The organism is Arthrobacter sp. PvP023 (genome assembly GCF_017832975.1).
In the GTDB taxonomy this organism is placed as follows: Bacteria; Actinomycetota; Actinomycetes; order Actinomycetales; family Micrococcaceae; genus Arthrobacter.
Genome location: NZ_JAFIBI010000001.1, coordinates 1,966,567 through 1,987,158 on the forward strand (window position 1 = coordinate 1,966,567; position 20,592 = coordinate 1,987,158).

Consider the following 20,592-nt stretch of genomic DNA (forward strand, 5'->3'; position numbering starts at 1 on the left):
CATGCCCGAATCGCAGGTAACTGCCACCGCCCTGGGACCATGGCCGGGTGAGGATCCGCTGGAGGCAACGCGGATCATCCGCGGCGAACTCGGCAGCCCGCACTTGCCGTTCCTCGTGGAGCTTCCGGACCGCGGAGTCGGCTCGGATGCGCTCGGCAGGACGGCCTCGCTCCTGGTTGACCTATCCGTGGACGTCCAGCCCTACGGATGGCGGATCGTGGATCGGCCGGGCAAGGACCTCATGCGGGCAAAGTCGGCGCTCTCCACGGACATCAACGTCCTGGCCGACGTTGCCGGGACCGAAGACAGTCCGGCGCCGGACTTCAAGGTCCAAGTGCGCGGACCGCTCAGCCTGGCCGCGGGCCTGCACCTCCACAACGGCGAACGTGCCCTGCTCGACTACGGCGCACGGCGTGACATTGCCGAATCGCTGGCGGCCGGTGTTGGCGATTTCCTGGCACGCATCGGCACTGCTGTGCCCGGGGCCCGGCTGGTGGTCCAGATAGATGAACCCGATATTGCGGCAGTCCTCGCCGGCACGATTCCAACATCCAGCGGCTACCGGACCTTGCGCGCTGTACCGGGCCGGGAAGTGACAGAGTCGTGGCGCTTGGTCATTGATGCGATCAGGGCGGCCGGGGCGGCCGAAACCGTCATCGCGGTTGCCGAGATTGAGGCGCCTTTCGAGCGTATTCTCTCCGCAGGGGCGGACGGGATAGCAGTTCCGCTTAAGGCGCTGACGTCCCGCCAATGGGAACAGCTCGCCGGTGCGGTCGAGGCCGGGAAGAGCCTGTGGGCCGGAGTGCTGCCCGCCAGCCACCGTGCTGCCTCACTGCCGCGCGTCCAGGAAGCTGTGGAGAGCGTCTGGCGGCCTTGGCGGCAGATGGGTCTTCCGGCTTCCTCGTTAGGTTCAATCCGGGTGACGCCGTCCGAGGGGCTATCCGGGCACACGCCGTCCTCCGCCACGGCCGTCCTGGTCCGCCTCACCCAGGTGGCGGACGGGCTCAACCAGTTGGCACTCGGCTAGATCCGGCTTTCCCACCTGTCGGGCCGGGCGTAGCCCGGGAGGTGGCCCGGCGTCGTGGCCGTTCCCGGGTAGGAACGGCGCCGATAGTCGAAGCTTCCGGCATAGACCAGGACAAGTCCCAGCTGCGGCTGGATCACCTTGACCTGGATCCGGTGTTTTCCGCGGACGCCTTCCGACGGTTCCCACCACTGCTCTGCGCAGGCCTTGGCGTCCAGTGCCGCCGGCAGCGGGATGCGCAGCGGTCCCAGGAACAGCCGGGACGCCTCAGAGACGCCGCGGAGCCTGCCCTCAGCGGTCACGCTGAGGTTGAGGTCGGTGACCAGGCGCCGGTAGCGGCCAACGTAGTCCACGAGTCCCGGGCTGCTTCGGGACTCGTCAAAGCTGGTGGTGTCGTGGAGCAACCGGGTGCGGCCGGGGAAGTGGATCTCGCGCCTGGCGGTCAGGCTTGACCGGCCGAACGGATCGAGGTGCGCGTGGTTTTCGATCCGGAAAGGAATGCGCTCACCGTACTCCGGGAAGAACGCTTCCTCCCCGGTAGTCAACCGAAGCAGCGGGCGGAGCCATGCCTGCCGGCAGCCGACGACGTCGAACACCCCTTCTCCGACGCCATAGCGTCCGGAGCCGGGGGCGAGCGAGAAGTATTCCTGAAGCTCGGGCTGCAGGCGGGCAAAGTCGCTGCCCAGGGCACGCTCATAGATAGGGGTATTCACAATAGCCTCCTGGTTTTCGACACGCGGATCATAGTCTTCCTGCCGCTTTGAGCCGGATGTAGGCGTCCGCGAGTGCGGGCGGCAGCTGGTGGGGTTCGGCGTCCACCACTTCGACGCCCATCTGGCGCAGCTGGATGGCCACTGCCTCACGTTCCAGCAGGGCGCGTTCGGCGGCTGCCGCGCGGAACACCTGTGCCGCCGTCGTCCGTTCCTTCTGCATCGCGCCCAGCATGGGGTCGCGCACGGAGGCGACCACCACCACATGCTGCTGCGCGAGCTGCGCGGCCATCGGCAGCAGTCCCTCTTCCGGTGCGCCGCTGTCCAGCGGGGTCAGCAGCACCACCAGTGAGCGGTGCGCGGATATCTGCCGGATCTGGCCCGGGACCTGGCTCCAGTCCAGCTCAATGAGTTCCGGTTCAAGCGGCGCCATGGCCTGCACGAGCTGCCCCAGCAGATTACCTTTCGACGCGGATCCGGCCCGTCCACGGGTCCGCCGGTCGAAGGCGAAGAAATCCACGCGGTCGCCGCCGCGTTCGGCGAGGACGGCCAGCAGCAGGGCCGCTTCGATCCCGGTGTCAAGGCGGGGTTCGTCGTCGATCCTCGCGGCCGCCGTCCGGGAGGTATCGAGCATGATCACCACGCGACGGTCCCGTTCAGGACGCCAGGTACGGACGACGACGGCGGAGCGCCGCGCCGTGGCGCGCCAGTCAATGGAACGGACGTCGTCACCACGGACATAGTCGCGGAGGGAATCGAACTCGGTGCCGGCCCCCCTGATCTGGACCGCCGCTTTTCCGTCGAGCTCGCGCAGTTTACGGAGCTTCGAGGGAAGGTGGCGTCGCGAGTGGAACGGCGGCAGCACCCGGACGGAGCCTGGGCACGGAAGTGTCCGCTGCCGGGCTGCCAGCTGCAGCGGCCCGAAGGCACGGAGGGTCACATGCGGTGCCTTGAGGTCGCCGCGCCGGGCAGGCTTCAGCAGTACCTTCATTCGCCTCCGCTCACCGGCCGGAACGTCCACGCGCTGGCGCGGGTTCTGCGCCCCGGCAGATGGCTGCCAGGCGTCCCGGACCAGGGCACGGAGCGGGCGTGAGCCGGTGTTCCCGATGGTCAGGACGGATTCGGTGCTCCCGGTCAGGGTGACGTTCCCCGGCAGGGTCCGGAACAATGTGACCTTCCGGGGGGACGCGGCCATGGCGAGGTCCAGCAGCAGGACAGCGCACAGGACCAGGCAGACCAGCAGGACCGTGCCCCAGCCGGGATACAGCATGACCGGCACCAGGCCCGCCAGCGCCAGAAGTACGAACCGTCCCGATATGGCCATGGCGTCAGCGGGGCACGGGAACGGTCGCCAGGATGCTGGCGAGGACGCCGTCCACGTGCACGCCGTCCATCTGGGCTTCCGGTTGCAGGGCCACGCGGTGCCGAAGGCAGGGGAGAGCCAGGGCCTTTACGTCATCCGGTGTCACGAACTGCCGCCCGGAGAGCCAGGCCCACGCCCGGGCGGCACTCAGCAGGGCTGTCGCGCCGCGCGGGGACACGCCGAGCTGGAAGGACGGTGCCGCGCGCGTGGCCCTCGCGATGTCAACGATGTAGGCGGCCACCTCAGGCGCCACCTCCACCGCAGCCACCGCCAGGCGGGCCTGCTCCAGCTCGGCTGCACCCGCCACCGCCCGGACGCCGGCGGCAGCCAGGTTCCTGGAGTCAAAGCCGGCCGCATGCCTGCGGATGACCTCGATCTCGTCGGCACGCCCCGGCAACGGCATGGCAAGTTTCAGGAGGAAACGGTCCAGTTGGGCCTCAGGCAGGGGATAGGTGCCCTCATACTCCACCGGGTTCTGCGTGGCTGCCACGATGAACGGAACCGGAAGCGGGCGTGAGGTTCCGTCCGCAGAGACCTGGCGTTCCTCCATGGCCTCCAACAGGGATGCCTGCGTCTTCGGCGGAGTCCTGTTGATCTCGTCGGCCAGCAGGATGTTGGTAAAGACGGGGCCTTCGCGGAAGCTGAACTCCGAGGTCCGGGAGTCGAAGACCAACGAGCCGGTGATGTCGCCCGGCATCAGGTCGGGGGTGAACTGCACGCGCTTCGTGTCCAGGCTTAGCGCCGCGGAGAGCGTGCGGACCAGCAGTGTCTTGGCCACGCCCGGAACCCCTTCGAGCAGGACATGACCGCGGCAGAGCAATGCGATGAGCAGCCCGGTGACGGTGGAGTCCTGGCCGACCACGGCCTTGGCAACCTCGTGCCGCACATCGAGCAAGGCCTGGCGGACGGGATCGGCGGCCGCCGTGGCCTCGGCGGTTGCGAGCGCGGGGCCGCCGGGGCCGCCCTGCGTGAATCCGTTGGTCTGCTCACTCATCGGGCGGTTACCTCTTTCTCTAGTGATTCAAGCTGCTGGGCCCAGCGCACCAGCTCGGTCTCCGTCCGGGGACGGGCCTCCAGCACACCGGCCGTGTCTTCGCGGGTGCGCCCAAGGTGCCTCGCGACGGCGTCGACAATCGCCGGTGATTCAGTATCCGTTCCCAGCCGGAGGGCCCGGGCGAGCCGGACCAGCGCACCCGCCCTGAGGCTGTCCGCTGCACGGTCCACGGCGTGGGCGTCATGGTACAGCCGTGCGCGGCCTTCAGCAGTCTCCACGGCCTTGACCACCACGGGCAGCGGTTCGAAGACCAGTGGTCCCAGCCGCCTTCCCCGCCAGGCCATCGCCAGAACGGCTACCAAGGCAAGCCACGGGCCGAGGAAGGCGACCCACGGAGGGGCGAGCTCATCCAGCGTCTTCGGGGTGTCCTCTGCCGTGACATCCGCCAAGCCCGGAAGGTACCAGACGAGTGTGTCCGACGACCCCAGTGTCCTGAGCGCCAAGGCGGCGTTGCCGTGTTCATCGAGCAGGCGGTTGCTGAAGATTTGAGCGCTACCCACCACTGTCAGCCTGCCGTCGTCACTGCTGGCAAAGAGCCCGCCCATGCCTGCTGCGGGTTCGTAGCAAACGCGGTTGGCCTGATACAGGTAGGCGGAGTCCGCCGAGACCGCTCCGGCGGCAGCGGGAGCGTCCAACGCGCAGCCGGGGTCCAGGGTTGCCACTTCCGCCGGCACGACTCCGGCGGGACGAATGTCGCCGCCGAGCGCGCTGAGCGTGCTCAGCCGGGGAGTGATAATCACCATCCTGTCCGTGGCCTGCTGCAAAGCCTGCAGCTGGTCGGGGTCCAGGTAGCCGTTTCGATCGTAAAGGAACAATGTGGGTCCGGGGCCGTCAGCAGATTCTGACGCGCTGTCTTCCGAGGCCCGGTCCAGCGCCGACATCGTTGCGTCGAAGGTGTCGGTCTGGCGAATGTTCACGCCCCGGCTTCCCAGTATCTCCGCTGCTGCCCGGGCTCCTTCCGGAGCAGCGTTGCGTGCCGACAGGGACAGGCCGTCGCTGCGGGGCGATTGCTGGGCCACGATTGTCAGCCCCACGCCCACGGAGAAGACCAGAATCAGCAGGGTCCACGTCCGGTGCCGGCGGATCCATGCCGTGACGGCGTGACCCGCTCTGCCGCCCCCGGCCACCGCAGGCGCCGGCCCATTCTCCGACTCCAGGACAGGCGTCATCGGGGCAGCTCCAGGTGATCCGCGGCGGTCCGGCCGTAGTCGGGCCTTGCTGTTTCAAGTAGCTGGTCCAACTCCACCATGCCTGCGTGGTCCCCGGCTGCGGCATCGGCGCTGCCATACCGTACGCCGTCGAAGATGCCGGCGGCACGCCGCAGCTCAGCGGCGTAGCTGCCAAATGCGCCGGCAAGCTGGCCGGCCACTTCATCCGCGGTGCGGCCGGGCAAGTGGTCGATAATGGTGCGCTCCTCGGCGGCCCGGACGATGGCACGGAACTGTTCGACGACGGCGGTGCGCCAGTCGGCGCGAGCTGCCGCGGCTGCCGCGAGCCGGCGGTATTCTGCCGGGCTGATGGAAGGATCGGCGTCGACGTCGTTCCTGTCCGGGCGGCGGCGCCGGGCGTTCAGCCGGGGGCGCGCCAGAAGGATGGCCCCGGCGATAAGGACGATAATCGTCACTCCGATGGCCGGTACAGCGACACCGCCGTCGATTGCGGGGTCGCCGCTGCCAAGCGACCGCAGCCATTCTGTGAACTGCCGCCAGAGACCGGTCAGCCAGTCGGGCTCGGCATCCCGGTATACGGGCTTTGAGAGCTCCTCGACCGCCCACCTGCGGGCTTCCTGCCTGTCGGGTTCAACAGGAGGTTCGGCCAGCGTGCGGCCTAACGTCGAATGCAAAACCGCACCTGCTGCGGACGCGGCCTCCAACGCCGACTCGAAAAAGCCAGGCCGGCTCATCCGGCGCCCGGCGGCGGGCCGGAGGGCGGTGGGTTGTACCCCTGCGGAGGGCCGTACCCCGGCGGGGGGCCGTAGCTCGGTGGCGGGCCGTAGCCCGGTGGAGGGCCGTAGCCCGGTGGCGGGCCGTACGGCGCACGGGTCCAGATGCCGGAAGCAGGGGTGCCCGCAAAGTTGCCCTCGGGCGCCACACCGCGCCCGGGAACGCCGTCGGAGTCGTTGCCTGATTCGAGCTGCCGCTGGAGGGCGAGGTCCAAGCCTTCCTTTCGCATCCGAAGGTCCATGTACAGAAGGCCCATGACGGAGGTTTGGAAGGCATACCCCACGGCACCGATAACGGCTGTGACAAGGATCGATGCGATCCCGACGACCGCGGAAAGGGCGCGCTGCCCGTCGTCTCCGCCATGGGGAGCGATGACGGAGGAGAAGCCGCCGGTAGCGAGGCCGATGGGGATCTGGACAATCTGGCTGATGATGCCGATCAGGAGGGAAATGACCAGCACGATGCCGAAGATGCGCCACCAGTTGTGCCGGGTGAGCTGCCAGGACCTCCGCAGGCCGTCAAGAACTCCTTGTTCCTCGACCACGATGGCCGCCGGCGTCACCATCAGGCGGATGGAGACCAAGAGTATGGCCGCCATGCTTGCGAGGAACAGGGGGACGATGATCAACGCCGACGTTGCGCCCATGGAATCGGCCAGCAGGAACGTCCCTCCCACCAGCACTACTCCGAAGGCGATGCCGGCCAGGATCTGCAGACCGCCAAGAGCGAGCAGTGCGCGGATCCTGGACCGCGACAATTTCCACATCTCCTTGAAACCGGTGCGTCGGTTCAGGACCGACCGGGCCACCGGAACCACCATCACACCCTGAAGCACAATGGAGATAAAGAAGGAGACCAGTCCCAGGAGGGCGGCGCCGATCAGGAGGCCCCCTCCGAGGTTGAGCATTTCCGGGGGAGCCATGCCGGCCAGCCACAGGCCCAGCGACTGTCCGCGCGATTCGGTCTCGGCTGCGAAGGCTTCACCGACAACGGTCGCCAAGGTCTGTGCCAGCATCGCAGCACCCAGCATCGCCGCGGGATTCCGCCTGATGGTCTGGAAGGCCCCGTCAAGGATTTCGCCGAACATCAAGGGCCGTAGCGGCACGATGCCGGGTTTTGGCGGGGCTACGTATGCCGGTTGAGCCCGTCCTGGCTGCTGTCCGGCGTAAGGAGGTCCCCATGGCGGCTGTCCGCTCGGGGTCGTCGACGGTGGGTTCCACTGCGCGGGCGCGTCCCAAGGGAGTGGTTGCACCGGCTGTGGCTGACCCTCCCGGGACGGCACGTTCGGATCCTGCTCTGACAACCTGTTCCTCCCCAAAAGACGCTGTCCGCGAGCTGACCGGCCACCGCTTCCGCCAGGCGCTCCGGGTCGGTTGTGGCTTGAATTGTCCGGCCCGCTCCCAGCCTATAGTTTTGGCCGTAAGCCACATAGCTTCCGGCTGATTCTTCCCGCTGTGGCGTCGCCGCGCCCTCCCGGCGTGCTTCCCTGGCGGCAGTGTCCGCGCCATGCCGTGTCGGCCCTCAACGGGACAAAGCCCATTCAATAGGCGAATATATAACTATGAAGGCACGCATTCTGGTAGTGGACGATGACGAGGCGCTGGCCGAGATGATCGGGATTGTCTTGCGCAATGACGGCTTCGAGCCGGTCTTTTGCGCTGACGGCGGGCAGGCGCTGGAGGTTTTCCGTTCCTCAAAACCGGATCTTGTGCTTCTGGACCTGATGCTTCCGGGCATTGACGGCATCGAAGTGTGCCGGCAGATCCGCGCGGAGTCGGATTCGCCCATCGTTATGCTGACCGCCAAGTCCGATACCTCGGACGTGGTCCGCGGCCTGGAATCCGGTGCTGACGACTACGTGCCCAAACCGTTTAAGCCGGCGGAACTGGTGGCCCGCGTCAGGGCCCGGCTGCGGCCGGGGGACCAAAAGGCGCCGGAGACCCTGCGCATCGCCGACATCACCATTGACGTGGCCGGCCACCTGGTGAGCCGGAACGACGAACGAATTTCGCTGACTCCCCTCGAATTCGACCTGCTCGTTGCCCTTGCGCGCAAGCCATGGCAGGTCTTCACCCGCGAGTTGCTCCTGGAGCAGGTCTGGGGATACCGGCACGCGGCAGATACGCGCCTCGTGAACGTCCATGTCCAGCGGCTGAGGTCGAAGATCGAGCGGGACCCCGAAGCCCCCGAGGTAGTTTTGACGGTCCGTGGTGTCGGCTACAAAGCAGGTTCCTGAACCGTCCAGCGGCGAAGCCGGCCGTGAGCCGGAGGTAGCCCGCCCGCAAAAGACGGAACACTCCCACTCGCACGGCGCTCCGGAGCATACGGACGCGATGGCCGGCGTATTCTCGGACGTACCGTTCCGGACCCGAATTTGGCTCCGCCGCGCCCGGATCGTGGGACTGCGGGTCGCGAGGCTCGTCCGGACCGGGCTGCTCCGGCTCCTTCCCGGCGTCCGGTTCCTGCTGCGGGCCGTGCACAGGCGCTGGCGCCGTTCCCTGCAGTTCCGCACAGTGCTTACCACGCTGCTGCTCTCGATCGGCTCGTTCGCCGTGGTCGGGGCCTACCTGTCGAACCAGATCGCCAACAACCTGTTCCAGGAACGGCTGACGCAGGCTGAGTCGGAGACCCTGTACAACGTCAAGCAGGTCCAGGACACGTTCGACGGCGCCCAGGTCACCGACCAGTCCAGCGTGATCACGTTGGTGTACGACACCCTGAATGCCGTGGAGGGCCGCGGAAACGTCATCCAGCGCCGGTATGTGTTTGAGGCGATGCCGGAACAGACCAAGCCCCGCAACCGCTGGGTGGAATCGCGGGCTTCGGACCAGTTGACGGTCAGTGTCATTCCGCCCGAGTTGCGGAAGGCAGTCCAGGAGTCCGGAAAAGACCAGTTCTGGGCATCCACGGAATTCCCGGTGGGTACCGAAGACCGTCCGGGCATCGCCGTGGGCAACAAAGTCACGTTCAACGGCACTGTGTACGAGCTGTACCTCATTTACGACCTGAACACCGCGCAGAAAACCCTGGACGAGATACAGAACGTCCTGCTCGCCGGCGGAGCGGTGCTGGTCCTGATCATCGGTGCCATCGCCTGGTACGTGACCCGGAACGTGGTCAGCCCCGTCAGCCATGCCGCGGTGGTCTCGGAGAAACTGGCGGCCGGTCAGCTCCAGGAGCGAATGGTGGTCAAGGGCGAGGACGAGGTGGCACGGCTGGGTGCGTCCTTCAACCACATGGCTGCCAGCCTCCAGGAACAGATCACCCAGCTGGCGACTCTGTCCCAAATGCAGCAGCGCTTCGTTTCCGATGTCTCCCACGAACTTCGCACGCCCCTGACGACCGTGCGGATGGCGGCCGAGGTCCTGTACGACGCACGGCACGACTTCGACCCCATCAACAAGCGCTCGGCTGAGCTGCTCTACAACCAGGTTGAGCGCTTCCAGTCCCTGCTCGCTGATCTCCTGGAGATTTCCCGGTTCGATGCGGGTGTGGCCATGCTCGACGCCGAACCCACCGATATCCTGCAGCTCGTGGCGAAAGTCGTGGAGGACGCAGGGCCCGTCGCAGCGGAGTACGGTTCGCAGGTCACCATTAATTCGCGGGATGAGAGCATCGTGGTAGAGATGGACGACCGGCGCATCGAGCGGATCCTACGCAACCTGGTGCTCAACGCGCTGGAGCACAGCGAAGGGAACCCGGTCAATATTTCGGTAGCTGCAAATGAAACCGCCGTCGCTGTCGCTGTCCGCGACCACGGCATCGGAATGACGCAGTCTGAGGCCGCAAGGGTCTTTGACCGTTTCTGGCGGGCGGACCCCGCCCGGGCGCGAACCACGGGCGGCAGCGGGCTGGGCCTTTCCATTGCCGCGGAAGACACGAAACTCCACAACGGATGGCTTCAGGCCTGGGGCAGCAAGGGAACGGGATCAAACTTCAGGCTGACACTTCCGCTGAGGCAGGGCGAGGTCATCTCCAAATCGCCGCTCCAGCTGGAACCGGCCGACGTCGAATTGCCTGGCGGATCGGGGCAGGGAACCATGCTGCTCCTGGGAACCGCAGCATCGCCCGCGGACTCGACGGATGCGCCCGTCCCGGCCCCCGGCGGGGATGCCCGTCCGGGGATGGAACCGGCAGGACCGTCGGCAGCGCCGCCACATGCACAGCCGGCGGCGGAAACGGAAGAAACACCATGACCGGCACCCCACCACGGTTGCGCAACGCGGCCCTTGCCCTGATGACGCTACTGCTCCTGCTGCTGACCTCCTGCGCACAGATCCCGCGCTCCGGGCCGGTGGGAAAAAGTACGGATGAGAGCGCCGGCAAGCCCAACAACGCGCCCGTTTTCTTTCCGGTGGCGCCACGCGAAGGCGCCGGACCGGAGTCCGTCATTGAAGACTTCTACCTCGCGGGCAGCGGCTACGAGGACGATTACGCCGTTGCGAGGGAATACCTGACGCAGGCAGCTTCCGTTGCCTGGAAACCGGATCAGCGCACACTCGTTTTCCGCTCCACCAGGGTGGTCCGGACCGGTGTGGAAAACGTCTTCAATTACGAACTGGATGTTGCCTACTCGGTCGATGCAGACGGGATCGCGACGCAGTTCCCCGAAGGAACCAAGGAAAACATTCCGGTGACGCTGACGCAGGTGGACGGTCAGTGGCGCATTTCAGCCATCCCTGACGGAATTGCCATCCCCGAGCAGACATTCAAGGTGATTTACGGCGCCTACCCCATCTACTTCTACGATCCAGGCTTCACGTACGCCGTGCCCGACGTCCGGTGGTTCAACAAGAAGAAAACGGTCAAAGCCATGACCAGCGCCTTGCTCAGCGGGCCGGCCCCGTACCTCAAGGGGGCCGTGGTCAGTGCCTTTCCGTCAGGAATGAAGCTCACGCGGGAGTCCGTTCCGGTCGTCTCCGGTGCAGCCCAGGTGGACCTTTCGGCCAAGGAACTCGTCGAAGCCTCCAGCGAGGACAGGTTGAGGATGCAGACCCAGCTGGCTCTTACCTTCCGTGGCCAGCCGGACGTCGTCAACGTCGAACTCCGGGCAAACCAGGACCTGGTCCGGGTCGAGGACAACGGCTCCGTGCTGCCTCCGGTCAGGGACAAGAACGTCCCGGCCCGCCAGATTGCCGTGAATGACGGCCAACTGGTCCGGTACGAGAACAACCGCATTTCGCCGTTGCCGGACATTCAGTCCGTGGGCGCCCTCGGCCCGGTTTCCCCTGCCGAATCGCCCGTTTCGCAGTCGGTGGCGTTCCTCAATGGCAGCCGGACGACCCTCTACTCGATCGTGCCGGGCCAGCCCGCCCGGGCACTGACCACCCGCTCCACCCTCACCCACCCGTCGTTCGGGCAGCAGGACTGGGTCTGGACGGCCGGACCCGGGGCCAACGGGGCAACGGAAGTGCTTGCCTACCGCCCCACGAACGTTGCCGAAGCGGCCGCCATGCCCACTGTCACGCTGGCGCCTGCCTGGCTCGCCGGACGCACCGTCAAAGAATTCCGCGTGTCGCGTGAGGGGGTACGGGCTCTCGTGATTTCCGAGCAGAACGGGAAGACCCGCGTGCAGGTGACCGGAATCGTACGCAATGCCGACGGGACCCCCCGTGACCTGACCGCCCCAACAACCCTCCTGACGGACCGGGAACCGGACCAGGGGGTATGGGTCAGTGACACGACGGTAGCCGTCATGAAGGCGTCGGCCACTGACAACGTCACCCCGGAATTGCTCTCCCTCGCAGCATCGCAGCCCCAGCAATTGGCGCCCTGGCCCGGGCTCACCGCGATCAGTGCCGGCAACGGACCCGAGGAAATCTTCGGGCAGTCCGCCGACGGTATCTTCCAGCGACTTGGAAACGGCTGGTCGCCTCAGCTGAAGGGGCCCGTGGACCCGTCATTCCCGGGCTGACACCGCTGCCGGCATCGCCGTGCTGGCCGGTTGTACGGGCTGGATGTTATCCACATAAGCGCCGGGCCCACATAGTCGAACGGCGAGCTGCCGCCGGGATACCCCGCGGTGCAGGCTTGGTCTGTGACAAGAAGCCCCGATCCCGATCTCGAGCCGCCTGCGCCGGCGTCGGCAAAGCACCGCAGCGATTACGCACGATGGTGGCTGCGGGCCGCGGACCGCGCAGCGGACGCGGGCCGCGAACTGCTGGCCCTCGCCGCACCCGTGGAGTGCGTCTGCTGCGGGTCGGAAGACTTCTCGCTGTGCGGACCCTGTGAGCGGGCGCTGCGGCTGCTCACGCGGACCCCGTTCCGTGCCGAGGGCCAGGCACCCGCCCTGATGGATGTGAACGGTTCAGTGATTCTTCCCGTCGTGGCCGCCGGGGTCTATCGGGAGGAGCTCGCCCAGGCTGTGCTGTCGTTCAAGAAATACGGCCAGGGCCAGCTTGAATCGGTGCTGTCCAGGGCGCTTGGGAGGGCGATCACAGGGGCCGCCGGCACGATGGACGGATTCTGCCTGATACCCGTACCTACCACCAACAGCGCGTTCAGGAAGCGGGGCTTTAGCCCCGTGCACCTCTTGTTGCGGAACCTGGACCGCAGCGGCCGCCTCGGCGGAGGAAGCCCGGCCGATGCACTGCGTAAGGGAAGGACCTTCGGACAGTGGCCAGGATCCGCCAGTGCCCTGCCCGAACGGCTGCAGGCGCTGGTTCCCGCCCATGCAATGGCGGGAGGGCAAAAAGGACTCGGACGAGGCGCCCGTGCCAAACGTGTCCGGGGTTCCATGCGGGCAAGGTCGGCGTTCCCCGCGCCCGACATCCGGGGACGGCCCTGCATCATCGTGGATGACGTACTGACCACGGGGGCCACGCTGGCGGAAGCAGCACGGGCCGTCCATCAGGCGGGAGGCGTCGTGCTGGGCGCTGTCGTACTGGCGGCGACACGCCCGCCGGACGTGGCAGATCCACCGGCCGTTCCCCGTGTCACAGCAGTGATGGGCGGCCGACTTTGAAAAAAATAAACGAAGAAAAGGTGAATAACGGGTAGCGATGAACTAACGTCGGTTGTGGGTACCAAGATCAGTTGTACCTGTCGATAGCGGCTCGGAAAGGGGCTCGACTGTCAGTCAGATCGGCCCCGGGAAGTGTCGCCGTCGTGTCACCGAAGTCATTTGGAGGGCACCATGGAGTTCATGATCAGCGGACGGAATTTGACGGTTTCAGACCGCTTCCGCGAATACGCCGACGAGAAGATCTCAAAGATCGCATCGCTGGGAGACAAGGTCCAACGGGTGGACGCGAAGGTCTCCAAGGAGACTAAGGCCCGCCAGACCGCAGAGTTGCTCACGGTCGAGCTGACTGTCTTGGGCCGGGGCCCCGTCATTCGGGCAGAGGCCAGCGCCGCCGACAAGTTCGCCGCGTTCGACCTCGCTTACAACAAGCTTCTTGAACGCCTGCGCCGGGCCAAGGACCGCAAGAAGGTCCACCATGGCCGGCACACCCCCAAGTCTGTCACCGAGGCAACAGCCAGCCTTGAGCCGGCCAGCACCACGGAGCCTCTGTACGTGGAGGCGAGCAACCATCAGGAGCCCCAGGCCGCACCGGTCGAAAAGTCGCCGTACGACGTCGACAACGACATCCCTGCGGGGGATTCGCCTGTTCTGATCCGCCGCAAGGTATTCCCGGCGGCATCCCTCACGCTCGACGACGCCGTCGACAACATGGAACTCGTCGGCCACGACTTCTACCTGTTTGTCGACAAGGAAACCAAAGCGCCGTCCGTCGTCTACCGCCGCGACGGTTGGACCTATGGTGTGATCTCCCTTGACCAGACCTGCGAGCCGGGTGTGGCTCCGCTGGAAGAGAAGATCCTCGCCTACCGCTCCGAGGATGAGCCAGCCAGCGCATAAGCTGGAGCTGACCATCCAACGAAGGGACTGACGTGCAGGAAGTGCTGAGCCTCAAACAGGCGCGGCGGATCGCACTGGCAGCCCAGGGATTGGACAAGGTACGGCCCGCCGGACCCGTGACTGCACGGGCGGTGGGCCGTACTTTTGCCCGCCTCCACCTCGTCCAGATCGACTCCGTCAATGTGCTCTCGCGGAGCCATTACCTGCCGTTCTTTTCCCGCCTGGGTAACTACGACCGCGCCATCCTCCAGCGAATGGCGGGCGCTCACCCGCGGCGCATGATGGAGTACTGGGCACACGAGGCGAGCTTTATCCGTCCTGACCATTTCCAGGACCTGGTCCTATGGCAAAGCCGGAAGTGGGTGGGAGCCCACTCCATGGACCCTGAGCTGCGGTGCGGTGTCGCCACCCGGGTGCTCGAGACCCTGGCCGCCGGACGGCCGATGACCGCCGCCGAACTCACCACGCACCTGGGTCACGTGGAGGACCGGCAGCAGGACAACTGGGGGTGGAACTGGAATGCCGTCAAACGGGTTTTGGAGCACCTCTTCGAAGCGGGCCTCATCTCGGCCGCTTCGCGCACGGAATCCTTTGAACGGCGCTACACCCTCACCGCCAAGGTCCTGCCCGAACGGCCCGGGGCAGTTCCGGGCGTTCCGGACGCCGGGTCGGACAAGGAGGCTGCGCTGGTGCGCCTCATCGAAGCCGCTGCCCGGGCACACGGGATAGGCACGTTGCGCTGTTTTGCCGACTACTTCCGGACGCCGATGCGTGCCTCAGCACTAGCCGTTGATCGTCTCGTCGAAACCGGAAGGCTGGTGCCCGTCACTGTGGCCGGCTGGAACAAGTCCGTCTACCGGCACGCCGAGGCGAAACTGCCACGCACGGCCACCGGGCGCGCACTGCTGAGCCCTTTCGACTCGCTGGTCTTTGAGCGGCAGCGCCTTGAAGCCTTGTTCGGCTTCCACTACCGCCTTGAGATCTACACCCCGGCGCCGAAGCGCCGCTTCGGCTATTACGTGCTGCCCTTCCTGCTGCGGGACGGAATCGTGGCCCGCATCGACCTGAAGGCGGACCGCGCCAACGGCCTCCTGCTGGCGAAGGCTGCCCACGCGGAGCCCGGGGCGCCCGCCGACACTGCCGTCGAACTCGCCGCGGAACTGCAGCTCATGGCAGAGTGGTTGGAACTGGACCGGGTTGTTGTGTCCCGGAAAGGAGACCTGGCACCGGCGCTCGCAGACGCCGTGTCCGGGGCAGGGAGCGGTGTATCCGCTGAGAGGGAACAGGCGTAACCGTCCCTGTGTCTCTCCCGTAGACTGAACACGCCAGAATTCGGCAGCTTGAGACTGGGAGCAACTTCACGTGGCATCACTTATCGAAAAACTTCTCCGCACGGGTGACAAAAAAACCCTGAGGCAACTGCGGAACTATGCCGATTCCATCAATGCCCTGGAAAGCTCCTTCCAGACCTTCACCGACGCCGAACTACGCGAAGAAACCGACCGGCTGCGGGCACGCCACCAGGACGGCGAGAAGCTGGACGACCTCCTGCCAGAGGCCTTCGCCGCAGTCCGTGAAGCCTCCTCCCGAACGCTTGGCATGCGCCACTTCGACGTCCAGCTGATGGGCGGCGCGGCCCTGCATCTGGGCAATATCGCCGAAATGAAGACCGGTGAAGGCAAGACCCTCGTGGCCACCGCTCCGGCCTACCTGAACGCACTCACCGGCAACGGGGTGCACGTCATCACCGTGAACGACTACCTGGCTGAATACCAGTCGGACCTCATGGGCCGGGTTTACCGCTTCCTCGGCCTGACCAGCGGCTGCATCCTGTCCAACCAGGACCCTGCCGTGCGCCGCGAGCAGTACGCCGCGGACATCACCTATGGCACCAACAACGAATTCGGCTTCGACTACCTGCGCGACAACATGGCCTGGGACAAGTCCGAGCTCGTTCAGCGCGGCCACCACTTCGCAATTGTTGACGAAGTGGACTCGATCCTCATCGATGAGGCCCGCACCCCGCTAATCATTTCCGGTCCGGCCCAGGGTGACACCAACCGCTGGTACAGCGAGTTTGCCAAGGTGGTAATCCGGCTCAAGCCCGATGAAGACTACGAAGTCGACGAAAAGAAGCGCACCGTCGGCGTGCTCGAGGCCGGCATCGAGAAGGTCGAGGACTACCTGGGCATTCACAACCTTTACGAGTCCGCCAACACCCCGCTGATCGGCTTCCTGAACAACGCCATCAAGGCCAAGGAACTCTTCAAGCGGGACAAGGACTACGTCATCCTCGACGGCGAAGTGCTGATCGTTGACGAGCACACCGGCCGCATCCTCGCCGGCCGGCGTTACAACGAGGGAATGCACCAGGCGATCGAGGCCAAGGAAGGCGTCGAGATCAAGGCGGAGAACCAGACCCTGGCCACGGTCACGCTGCAGAACTACTTCCGCATGTACGACAAGCTTGCCGGCATGACCGGTACCGCCGAGACCGAAGCCGCCGAGTTCATGAGCACGTACAAGCTCGGCGTGGTGGCCATCCCCACCAACCGCGACATGCAGCGCATTGACCAGCCTGACCTCGTCTACAAAAACGAGGCCGTCAAGTTCGACGCGGTGGTCAAGGACATTGCCGAACGGCACGAAAAAGGCCAGCCTGTCCTCGTGGGAACCACCAGCGTGGAGAAGAGCGAATACCTCTCCCGGCTGCTGGCCAAGCAAGGCATCCGCCACGAGGTCCTTAACGCGAAGAACCACGCCCGTGAAGCCGCGATCGTCGCGCAGGCCGGGCGTAAGGGTGCTGTAACCGTAGCCACGAACATGGCCGGTCGAGGAACCGACATCATGCTGGGCGGAAACGCAGAATTCACTGCCGTCGCCGAGTTGGCGGCCAAAGGCCTGGATCCGGAAGAAAACTCCGAAGAGTACGAGGCCGCGTGGCCCGCGGCGTTCGAGGCCGCCAAGCAGGCGGTGAAGGACGAACACGAGGAAGTGCTGGACCTCGGCGGGCTCTACGTCCTCGGTACCGAACGCCACGAGTCCCGGCGGATCGATAACCAGCTCCGCGGACGTTCAGGACGCCAGGGCGACCCCGGCGAGTCGCGGTTCTACCTCTCCTTGACGGACGATTTGATGCGCCTGTTCAATTCGGGGGCGGCCGAACGGCTCATGAACAGCTCCGTTCCCGACGACGTCGCGCTCGAATCGAAGCTCGTTTCGCGTGCCATAGCCTCTGCGCAGGGCCAGGTTGAAGGCCGCAACGCGGAACAGCGCAAGAACGTCCTCAAGTACGATGACGTCCTCAACCGCCAGCGTGAAGCCATCTATGGGGACCGCCGCCGTATCCTCGAAGGTGATGACCTGCACGAGAAAGTGCAGTTCTTCCTCGAAGACACCATCACTGCCCTCATCGACGCAGCAACCTCCGAGGGCACCGGGGACGACTGGGACTTCAACCAGCTCTGGACGAACCTTAAGACCCTCTACCCGGTCAGCGTGACATCCCACGACGTCATCGACGAGGCCGGCGGCAAGTCCCGCATCACTGTGGACTTCCTGAAGGAAGAGATTCTTTCCGACGCCCGGCTGGTTTACCAGGCCCGGGAGCAGGCCATCGGGTCCGAAAGCATGCGCGAACTGGAGCGCCGCGTGGTTCTGTCCGTGATCGGCCGGAAGTGGCAGGAGCATCTCTATGAGATGGACTACCTCAAGGAGGGCATCGGCCTCCGCGCCATGGCACAGCGTGACCCGCTCGTGGAATACCAGCGCGAGGGATTCATCATGTTCCAGGCCATGATGGAGGCCATCAGGGAGGAGAGCGTTGGCTTCCTGTTCAACCTTGAGGTTGAGGTGACCCCCGCTGAGGACGTCGTTGTCGCCGATGGCGCGGGGGAACACACGGAGCATCATGAGCCGCAGATCCATGCAGCAGGACTGGAAGCACCGGAGAAGCCCGCCCAGCTGCAATACACTGCTCCGGGCGAAGACGGCGCCAGCCAGACCCGCGTCGAAGGCAGGTCGGCGGGGCGTTCCGGGAATCCGGCCAAGGCTGCCCAGGACGGCGCCCGGAAACCGGCCCCGAAAAAGAAGAAGCGCTAGAAACGCTAGGGGCTGCCTCAGCGGCAGTAGATTAAAGCACAAGTGAGGACCGGAACAGTTGTTCCGGTCCTCACCTGATTCCATTGGTGTCTGAACGCCAGGATGGCGGGACATTGAATACAGGCCGATCCCTCAGCCGATCTCCAGTGCCGTGATCCGCCATACCTGATTGCTGCGCTCAAGCCGCACGGCGACTGCGCGAACCCTTAGTTCATCCACTACTACGGCACTTGCCTCGTAGACTCCGGACGCGACTTCGCAGGCGCGGACCGATCTGACTGCGGGATTACGGTGCAGGCGCCCTGCCGTGGGTGAGGGTCCCGCCGCCAGCCGACGGGTCAGCGCCGCGCGGTGCTGGAGTGAGGCCAGGCACCGCTGATCAAGCCTCCGGGAGAGTTGCTGGATGGGACGTGTTCCGGCCAGCACTTCGATGGCGGCCTGGACGGTCCCGCGGGTAATTGCACAGACCTCCTTGTTCTCGCTCACTATCTGCAGGGTCGGCCCGTTCTTGGTGGCTTGACCCGGGTTGCCCGGCCGGGGCGTTGACGGCGTGCCGGCCCCGCCCTGAAGCGGGGCACGGCTGCCGGCTGCCGGGACTGCTGCCAGTCTGCGGGCTGGCTGTTCACCGGCCGCCGAGCGTTCCAACGCGGGTGATGTGGGGACCAGCTGCAATGCGCTCATGATGCTTCCTCTGATTGATGACGGATATTTGATAGCTATGGCCGGCTGCGGATCTAGGATCCGGAAGGAGGCCGGAGGACCTGTCCCGGAAGAAGTGCGTTGGGGTTGTCTCCTATGGCAGCCCTGTTGGCCTCGTACCATCGCGGCCATTCCAGGGCGATATCGAGATCGGACACCTGGGACCCGCCCAGCTGCCTGGCCGCAATGCTCCACAGCGAGTCCCCGGCCACCACGGTGACGTGCCCGCGGTCATCACCAGGTTGCTGGCGGGCGGATCTTGCAGGTTGTGCCGCCAAAGGACCCGGGGCCACGTGGGGTGCATTCGGTTTCCAGCGTGGATCCGAGCCCTCAACGGATGTGGATACTGCGGGCAGGGCGGACATAAGGGTGGCGCGGCCGTCAGCAGGCTGCCCGGTGGGGGTCCAAACCGCTGCAGTGGCGGGATTGGACGTTGGACTCCACCGAGGGTCCGCCGGATCCGCCGCTGCATGGGCGAACGGCGCCCCCAATAGTTGGACTCCGACTGCGGCGAGGGCGAGCCTGCGCATGAACGCTGGACTGAACTTTCCGGTGACTTCGGCAGCCCGGTTGCTTCCGGCACGCTCGAGGACCGCGGAGGCGAATGCGGACAGCATGGACAGGACCCACCAGGTGACGACGATGAGCCCTGCGGTGTTGACGACAAATCCGAGCAGGTCTTCGAAGTCCGGGGACTGGGCCTTTGCAGACGACCGCTGCCAGCGCTCCATCAGTGAGGCTCCGGTTGCCGCCAGAAAGAAACCAAGGAGCAAAATCGCCACCGCCAGGGTTGCGTCCGAGCCGAGCAACCTGCCGCGTGAAACCACCAGGACCCAGCTCCTCACTTCATTTGATGCTGTTTGATGCCGTTTGATGTAACTAAAACTAGTTTGACCTCCATCTTCGAGTTTTGTCTAGTCATTTGTTTTTTCGATGCCCGCGGGACGGCCGTGAATTGACCGCCGGGCGGCACCGGCCTAGATTTGCGGCATGCGATGGGATGCCTTGTTTGAGGACCTGGAGGCGCAGTTGGCCTCAGTTGACCGCTTGGAGCTTGAATCAGAAATCGCCGAGAGGTCGCGGGCGGACGTTGCGGGCATAGAGTTGGCGGACAGATTGCGCGGATCCCTTGGGCTCAGGGTGGCGGTCCATTTGGCATCCGGTGCCGCGTTCGAGGGAACATTGAGCCACGTCGGGGGAGAGAGCCTGCTCCTCAACGATCAATATCACCAAGTGCTGATTCCGTTTGCAGCGGCTTCCCGCTACCAGGGCCTGGGCAGGCTCGCAGTGTCGGAGCCGTCATCCGTCAGGCGAAAACTGGGACTGGCCAGTGCACTTCGCGCCCTGGCGCGTGACAGGGCTGATGTCACGGTCGTCCTCGTCGGAGCTACCGCGGAAGCCGCGGGGTTGAGCGGTGTCATAGACCGCGTGGGGCGGGACTATTTGGATCTGGCCGTAACCCGGCCCGGAGAAGCCCGCCGTGCCGCCAATGTCAGTCAGATTGCGTCGGTACCGTTTTCGTCGCTTGGTGCGCTACGGTCCGTCCGCGGCGCGGATCATCATCAGTAGGATGTATCCGCGGCAGTAGGACGCCTCAGCGTCCGCCGCTGGCTCAGACGGACTTGGACTTGGTTTGCTGGATCATTCGGTCCGCCTCGGCATAGCGCTCTTCGATGTATTGTTCCAACATCTTTTCTTCGACACGCCACTGTCCGCGGCCCCCCACCTGGATGGCCTTGAGTTCCCCGCTTCGCACGAGCGCGTAGGCTGCCGGGGAGTTGATCTGCAGCTGTTCGGCTACGTCTGCGAGGGTCAGAAATCGGGGCATGCCACTATT

The 20,592-nt window shown here is 65.5% G+C and carries 18 protein-coding genes; 9 read left to right on the forward strand and 9 right to left on the reverse strand.

The annotated features are described in order from the left end of the window. Nucleotide 1: 1 nt before the first annotated feature. Nucleotides 2-1,027: a hypothetical protein gene (locus JOE31_RS09055; RefSeq protein WP_209743477.1), complete on the forward strand. Its 1,026-nt coding sequence runs from the start codon at nt 2-4 to the stop codon at nt 1,025-1,027. Here JOE31_RS09055 and JOE31_RS09060 read toward each other — a convergent pair. The 6 genes from JOE31_RS09060 to JOE31_RS09085 are packed head-to-tail and all read right to left on the reverse strand — an operon-like array spanning nt 1,024 to nt 7,199. Further along, nucleotides 1,024-1,737 carry a DUF4166 domain-containing protein gene (locus JOE31_RS09060; RefSeq protein ID WP_209743479.1) on the reverse strand — a complete coding sequence of 238 codons (714 nt, stop codon included), beginning with the start codon at nt 1,735-1,737 and terminating at the stop codon, nt 1,024-1,026. The two genes, JOE31_RS09055 and JOE31_RS09060, sit on opposite strands and share 4 nt — an antisense overlap. Before the next feature lie 28 nt (nt 1,738-1,765). After that, nucleotides 1,766-3,058: a DUF58 domain-containing protein gene (locus JOE31_RS09065; RefSeq protein ID WP_209743481.1), complete on the reverse strand. Its 1,293-nt coding sequence runs from the start codon at nt 3,056-3,058 to the stop codon at nt 1,766-1,768. Between the two features lie 4 nt (nt 3,059-3,062). After that, nucleotides 3,063-4,091, reverse strand: a complete 1,029-nt coding sequence (locus tag JOE31_RS09070; RefSeq protein WP_209743483.1) for a MoxR family ATPase — start codon at nt 4,089-4,091, stop codon at nt 3,063-3,065. After that, a complete protein-coding gene (locus JOE31_RS09075) occupies nt 4,088-5,320 on the reverse strand; it encodes a DUF4350 domain-containing protein (protein WP_245199084.1) in 1,233 nt (410 codons plus the stop codon). Before JOE31_RS09075 ends, JOE31_RS09070 begins: the two co-directional genes overlap by 4 nt. Beyond that, complete coding sequence (locus JOE31_RS09080) at nt 5,317-5,994, reverse strand: DUF4129 domain-containing protein (RefSeq protein WP_307864393.1); 678 nt, start codon at nt 5,992-5,994, stop codon at nt 5,317-5,319. Before JOE31_RS09080 ends, JOE31_RS09075 begins: the two co-directional genes overlap by 4 nt. Before the next feature lie 56 nt (nt 5,995-6,050). After that, on the reverse strand, nt 6,051-7,199 hold the full coding sequence (locus JOE31_RS09085) for a glycerophosphoryl diester phosphodiesterase membrane domain-containing protein (RefSeq protein WP_307864394.1): 1,149 nt from the start codon (nt 7,197-7,199) through the stop codon (nt 6,051-6,053). 456 nt (nt 7,200-7,655) lie between these two features. On the opposite strand from JOE31_RS09085, the gene mtrA reads away from it, so the two are divergent. From mtrA to secA, 7 genes are all read left to right on the forward strand, one after another. Next, entirely contained in the window at nt 7,656-8,330 is a 675-nt protein-coding gene (mtrA, locus tag JOE31_RS09090; protein WP_209743487.1) for an MtrAB system response regulator MtrA, read from the forward strand. A gap of 97 nt (nt 8,331-8,427) precedes the next feature. Then, nucleotides 8,428-10,290, forward strand: a complete 1,863-nt coding sequence (mtrB, locus tag JOE31_RS09095) for an MtrAB system histidine kinase MtrB (protein WP_209743489.1) — start codon at nt 8,428-8,430, stop codon at nt 10,288-10,290. Continuing rightward, entirely contained in the window at nt 10,287-12,008 is a 1,722-nt protein-coding gene (locus JOE31_RS09100; protein WP_209743491.1) for an LpqB family beta-propeller domain-containing protein, read from the forward strand. The genes mtrB and JOE31_RS09100 overlap by 4 nt, the downstream gene beginning before the upstream one ends. A 123-nt stretch (nt 12,009-12,131) precedes the next feature. After that, entirely contained in the window at nt 12,132-13,058 is a 927-nt protein-coding gene (locus JOE31_RS09105) for a ComF family protein (protein WP_209743493.1), read from the forward strand. A gap of 171 nt (nt 13,059-13,229) precedes the next feature. Beyond that, a complete protein-coding gene (gene hpf / locus JOE31_RS09110; RefSeq protein ID WP_011692548.1) occupies nt 13,230-13,955 on the forward strand; it encodes a ribosome hibernation-promoting factor, HPF/YfiA family in 726 nt (241 codons plus the stop codon). Between the two features lie 32 nt (nt 13,956-13,987). Beyond that, the gene (locus tag JOE31_RS09115) at nt 13,988-15,247 is read left to right on the forward strand and encodes a winged helix-turn-helix domain-containing protein (protein ID WP_209743495.1); all 1,260 of its coding nucleotides are present in this window, start codon (nt 13,988-13,990) and stop codon (nt 15,245-15,247) included. Between the two features lie 70 nt (nt 15,248-15,317). Next, complete coding sequence (gene secA / locus JOE31_RS09120) at nt 15,318-18,056, forward strand: preprotein translocase subunit SecA (protein WP_209743497.1); 2,739 nt, start codon at nt 15,318-15,320, stop codon at nt 18,054-18,056. A gap of 132 nt (nt 18,057-18,188) precedes the next feature. Here the strand turns inward: secA and JOE31_RS09125 are convergent, their stop codons facing one another. Both JOE31_RS09125 and JOE31_RS21825 read right to left on the reverse strand, forming a co-directional pair. After that, nucleotides 18,189-18,737 (reverse strand): Rv3235 family protein, encoded by a 549-nt coding sequence (locus JOE31_RS09125; protein ID WP_245199085.1) that lies wholly within the window; start codon nt 18,735-18,737, stop codon nt 18,189-18,191. A gap of 53 nt (nt 18,738-18,790) precedes the next feature. Continuing rightward, nucleotides 18,791-19,600, reverse strand: coding sequence for a LysM peptidoglycan-binding domain-containing protein (locus tag JOE31_RS21825; RefSeq protein ID WP_209743499.1), 810 nt, complete (start codon nt 19,598-19,600; stop codon nt 18,791-18,793). 145 nt (nt 19,601-19,745) lie between these two features. On the opposite strand from JOE31_RS21825, the gene JOE31_RS09135 reads away from it, so the two are divergent. After that, a complete protein-coding gene (locus JOE31_RS09135) occupies nt 19,746-20,324 on the forward strand; it encodes a hypothetical protein (protein WP_209743501.1) in 579 nt (192 codons plus the stop codon). A 43-nt stretch (nt 20,325-20,367) separates the two neighbouring features. On the opposite strand, the gene JOE31_RS09140 is transcribed toward JOE31_RS09135, so the two are convergent. Continuing rightward, the gene (locus tag JOE31_RS09140; protein WP_209743503.1) at nt 20,368-20,583 is read right to left on the reverse strand and encodes a helix-turn-helix domain-containing protein; all 216 of its coding nucleotides are present in this window, start codon (nt 20,581-20,583) and stop codon (nt 20,368-20,370) included. Nucleotides 20,584-20,592: the final 9 nt, after the last annotated feature.

Coding starts and splice junctions, on each gene's coding strand:
- JOE31_RS09055 (WP_209743477.1), top strand. CDS start 2: ATGCCCGAATCGCAGGTAACTGCCACCGCCCTGGGACCATGGCCGGGT.
- JOE31_RS09065 (WP_209743481.1), bottom strand. CDS start 3,058: ATGGCCATATCGGGACGGTTCGTACTTCTGGCGCTGGCGGGCCTGGTG.
- JOE31_RS09070 (WP_209743483.1), bottom strand. CDS start 4,091: ATGAGTGAGCAGACCAACGGATTCACGCAGGGCGGCCCCGGCGGCCCC.
- JOE31_RS09075 (WP_245199084.1), bottom strand. CDS start 5,320: ATGACGCCTGTCCTGGAGTCGGAGAATGGGCCGGCGCCTGCGGTGGCC.
- mtrA (WP_209743487.1), top strand. CDS start 7,656: ATGAAGGCACGCATTCTGGTAGTGGACGATGACGAGGCGCTGGCCGAG.
- mtrB (WP_209743489.1), top strand. CDS start 8,428: ATGGCCGGCGTATTCTCGGACGTACCGTTCCGGACCCGAATTTGGCTC.
- JOE31_RS09100 (WP_209743491.1), top strand. CDS start 10,287: ATGACCGGCACCCCACCACGGTTGCGCAACGCGGCCCTTGCCCTGATG.
- hpf (WP_011692548.1), top strand. CDS start 13,230: ATGGAGTTCATGATCAGCGGACGGAATTTGACGGTTTCAGACCGCTTC.
- JOE31_RS09125 (WP_245199085.1), bottom strand. CDS start 18,737: ATGAGCGCATTGCAGCTGGTCCCCACATCACCCGCGTTGGAACGCTCG.
- JOE31_RS09135 (WP_209743501.1), top strand. CDS start 19,746: ATGCGATGGGATGCCTTGTTTGAGGACCTGGAGGCGCAGTTGGCCTCA.
- JOE31_RS09140 (WP_209743503.1), bottom strand. CDS start 20,583: ATGCCCCGATTTCTGACCCTCGCAGACGTAGCCGAACAGCTGCAGATC.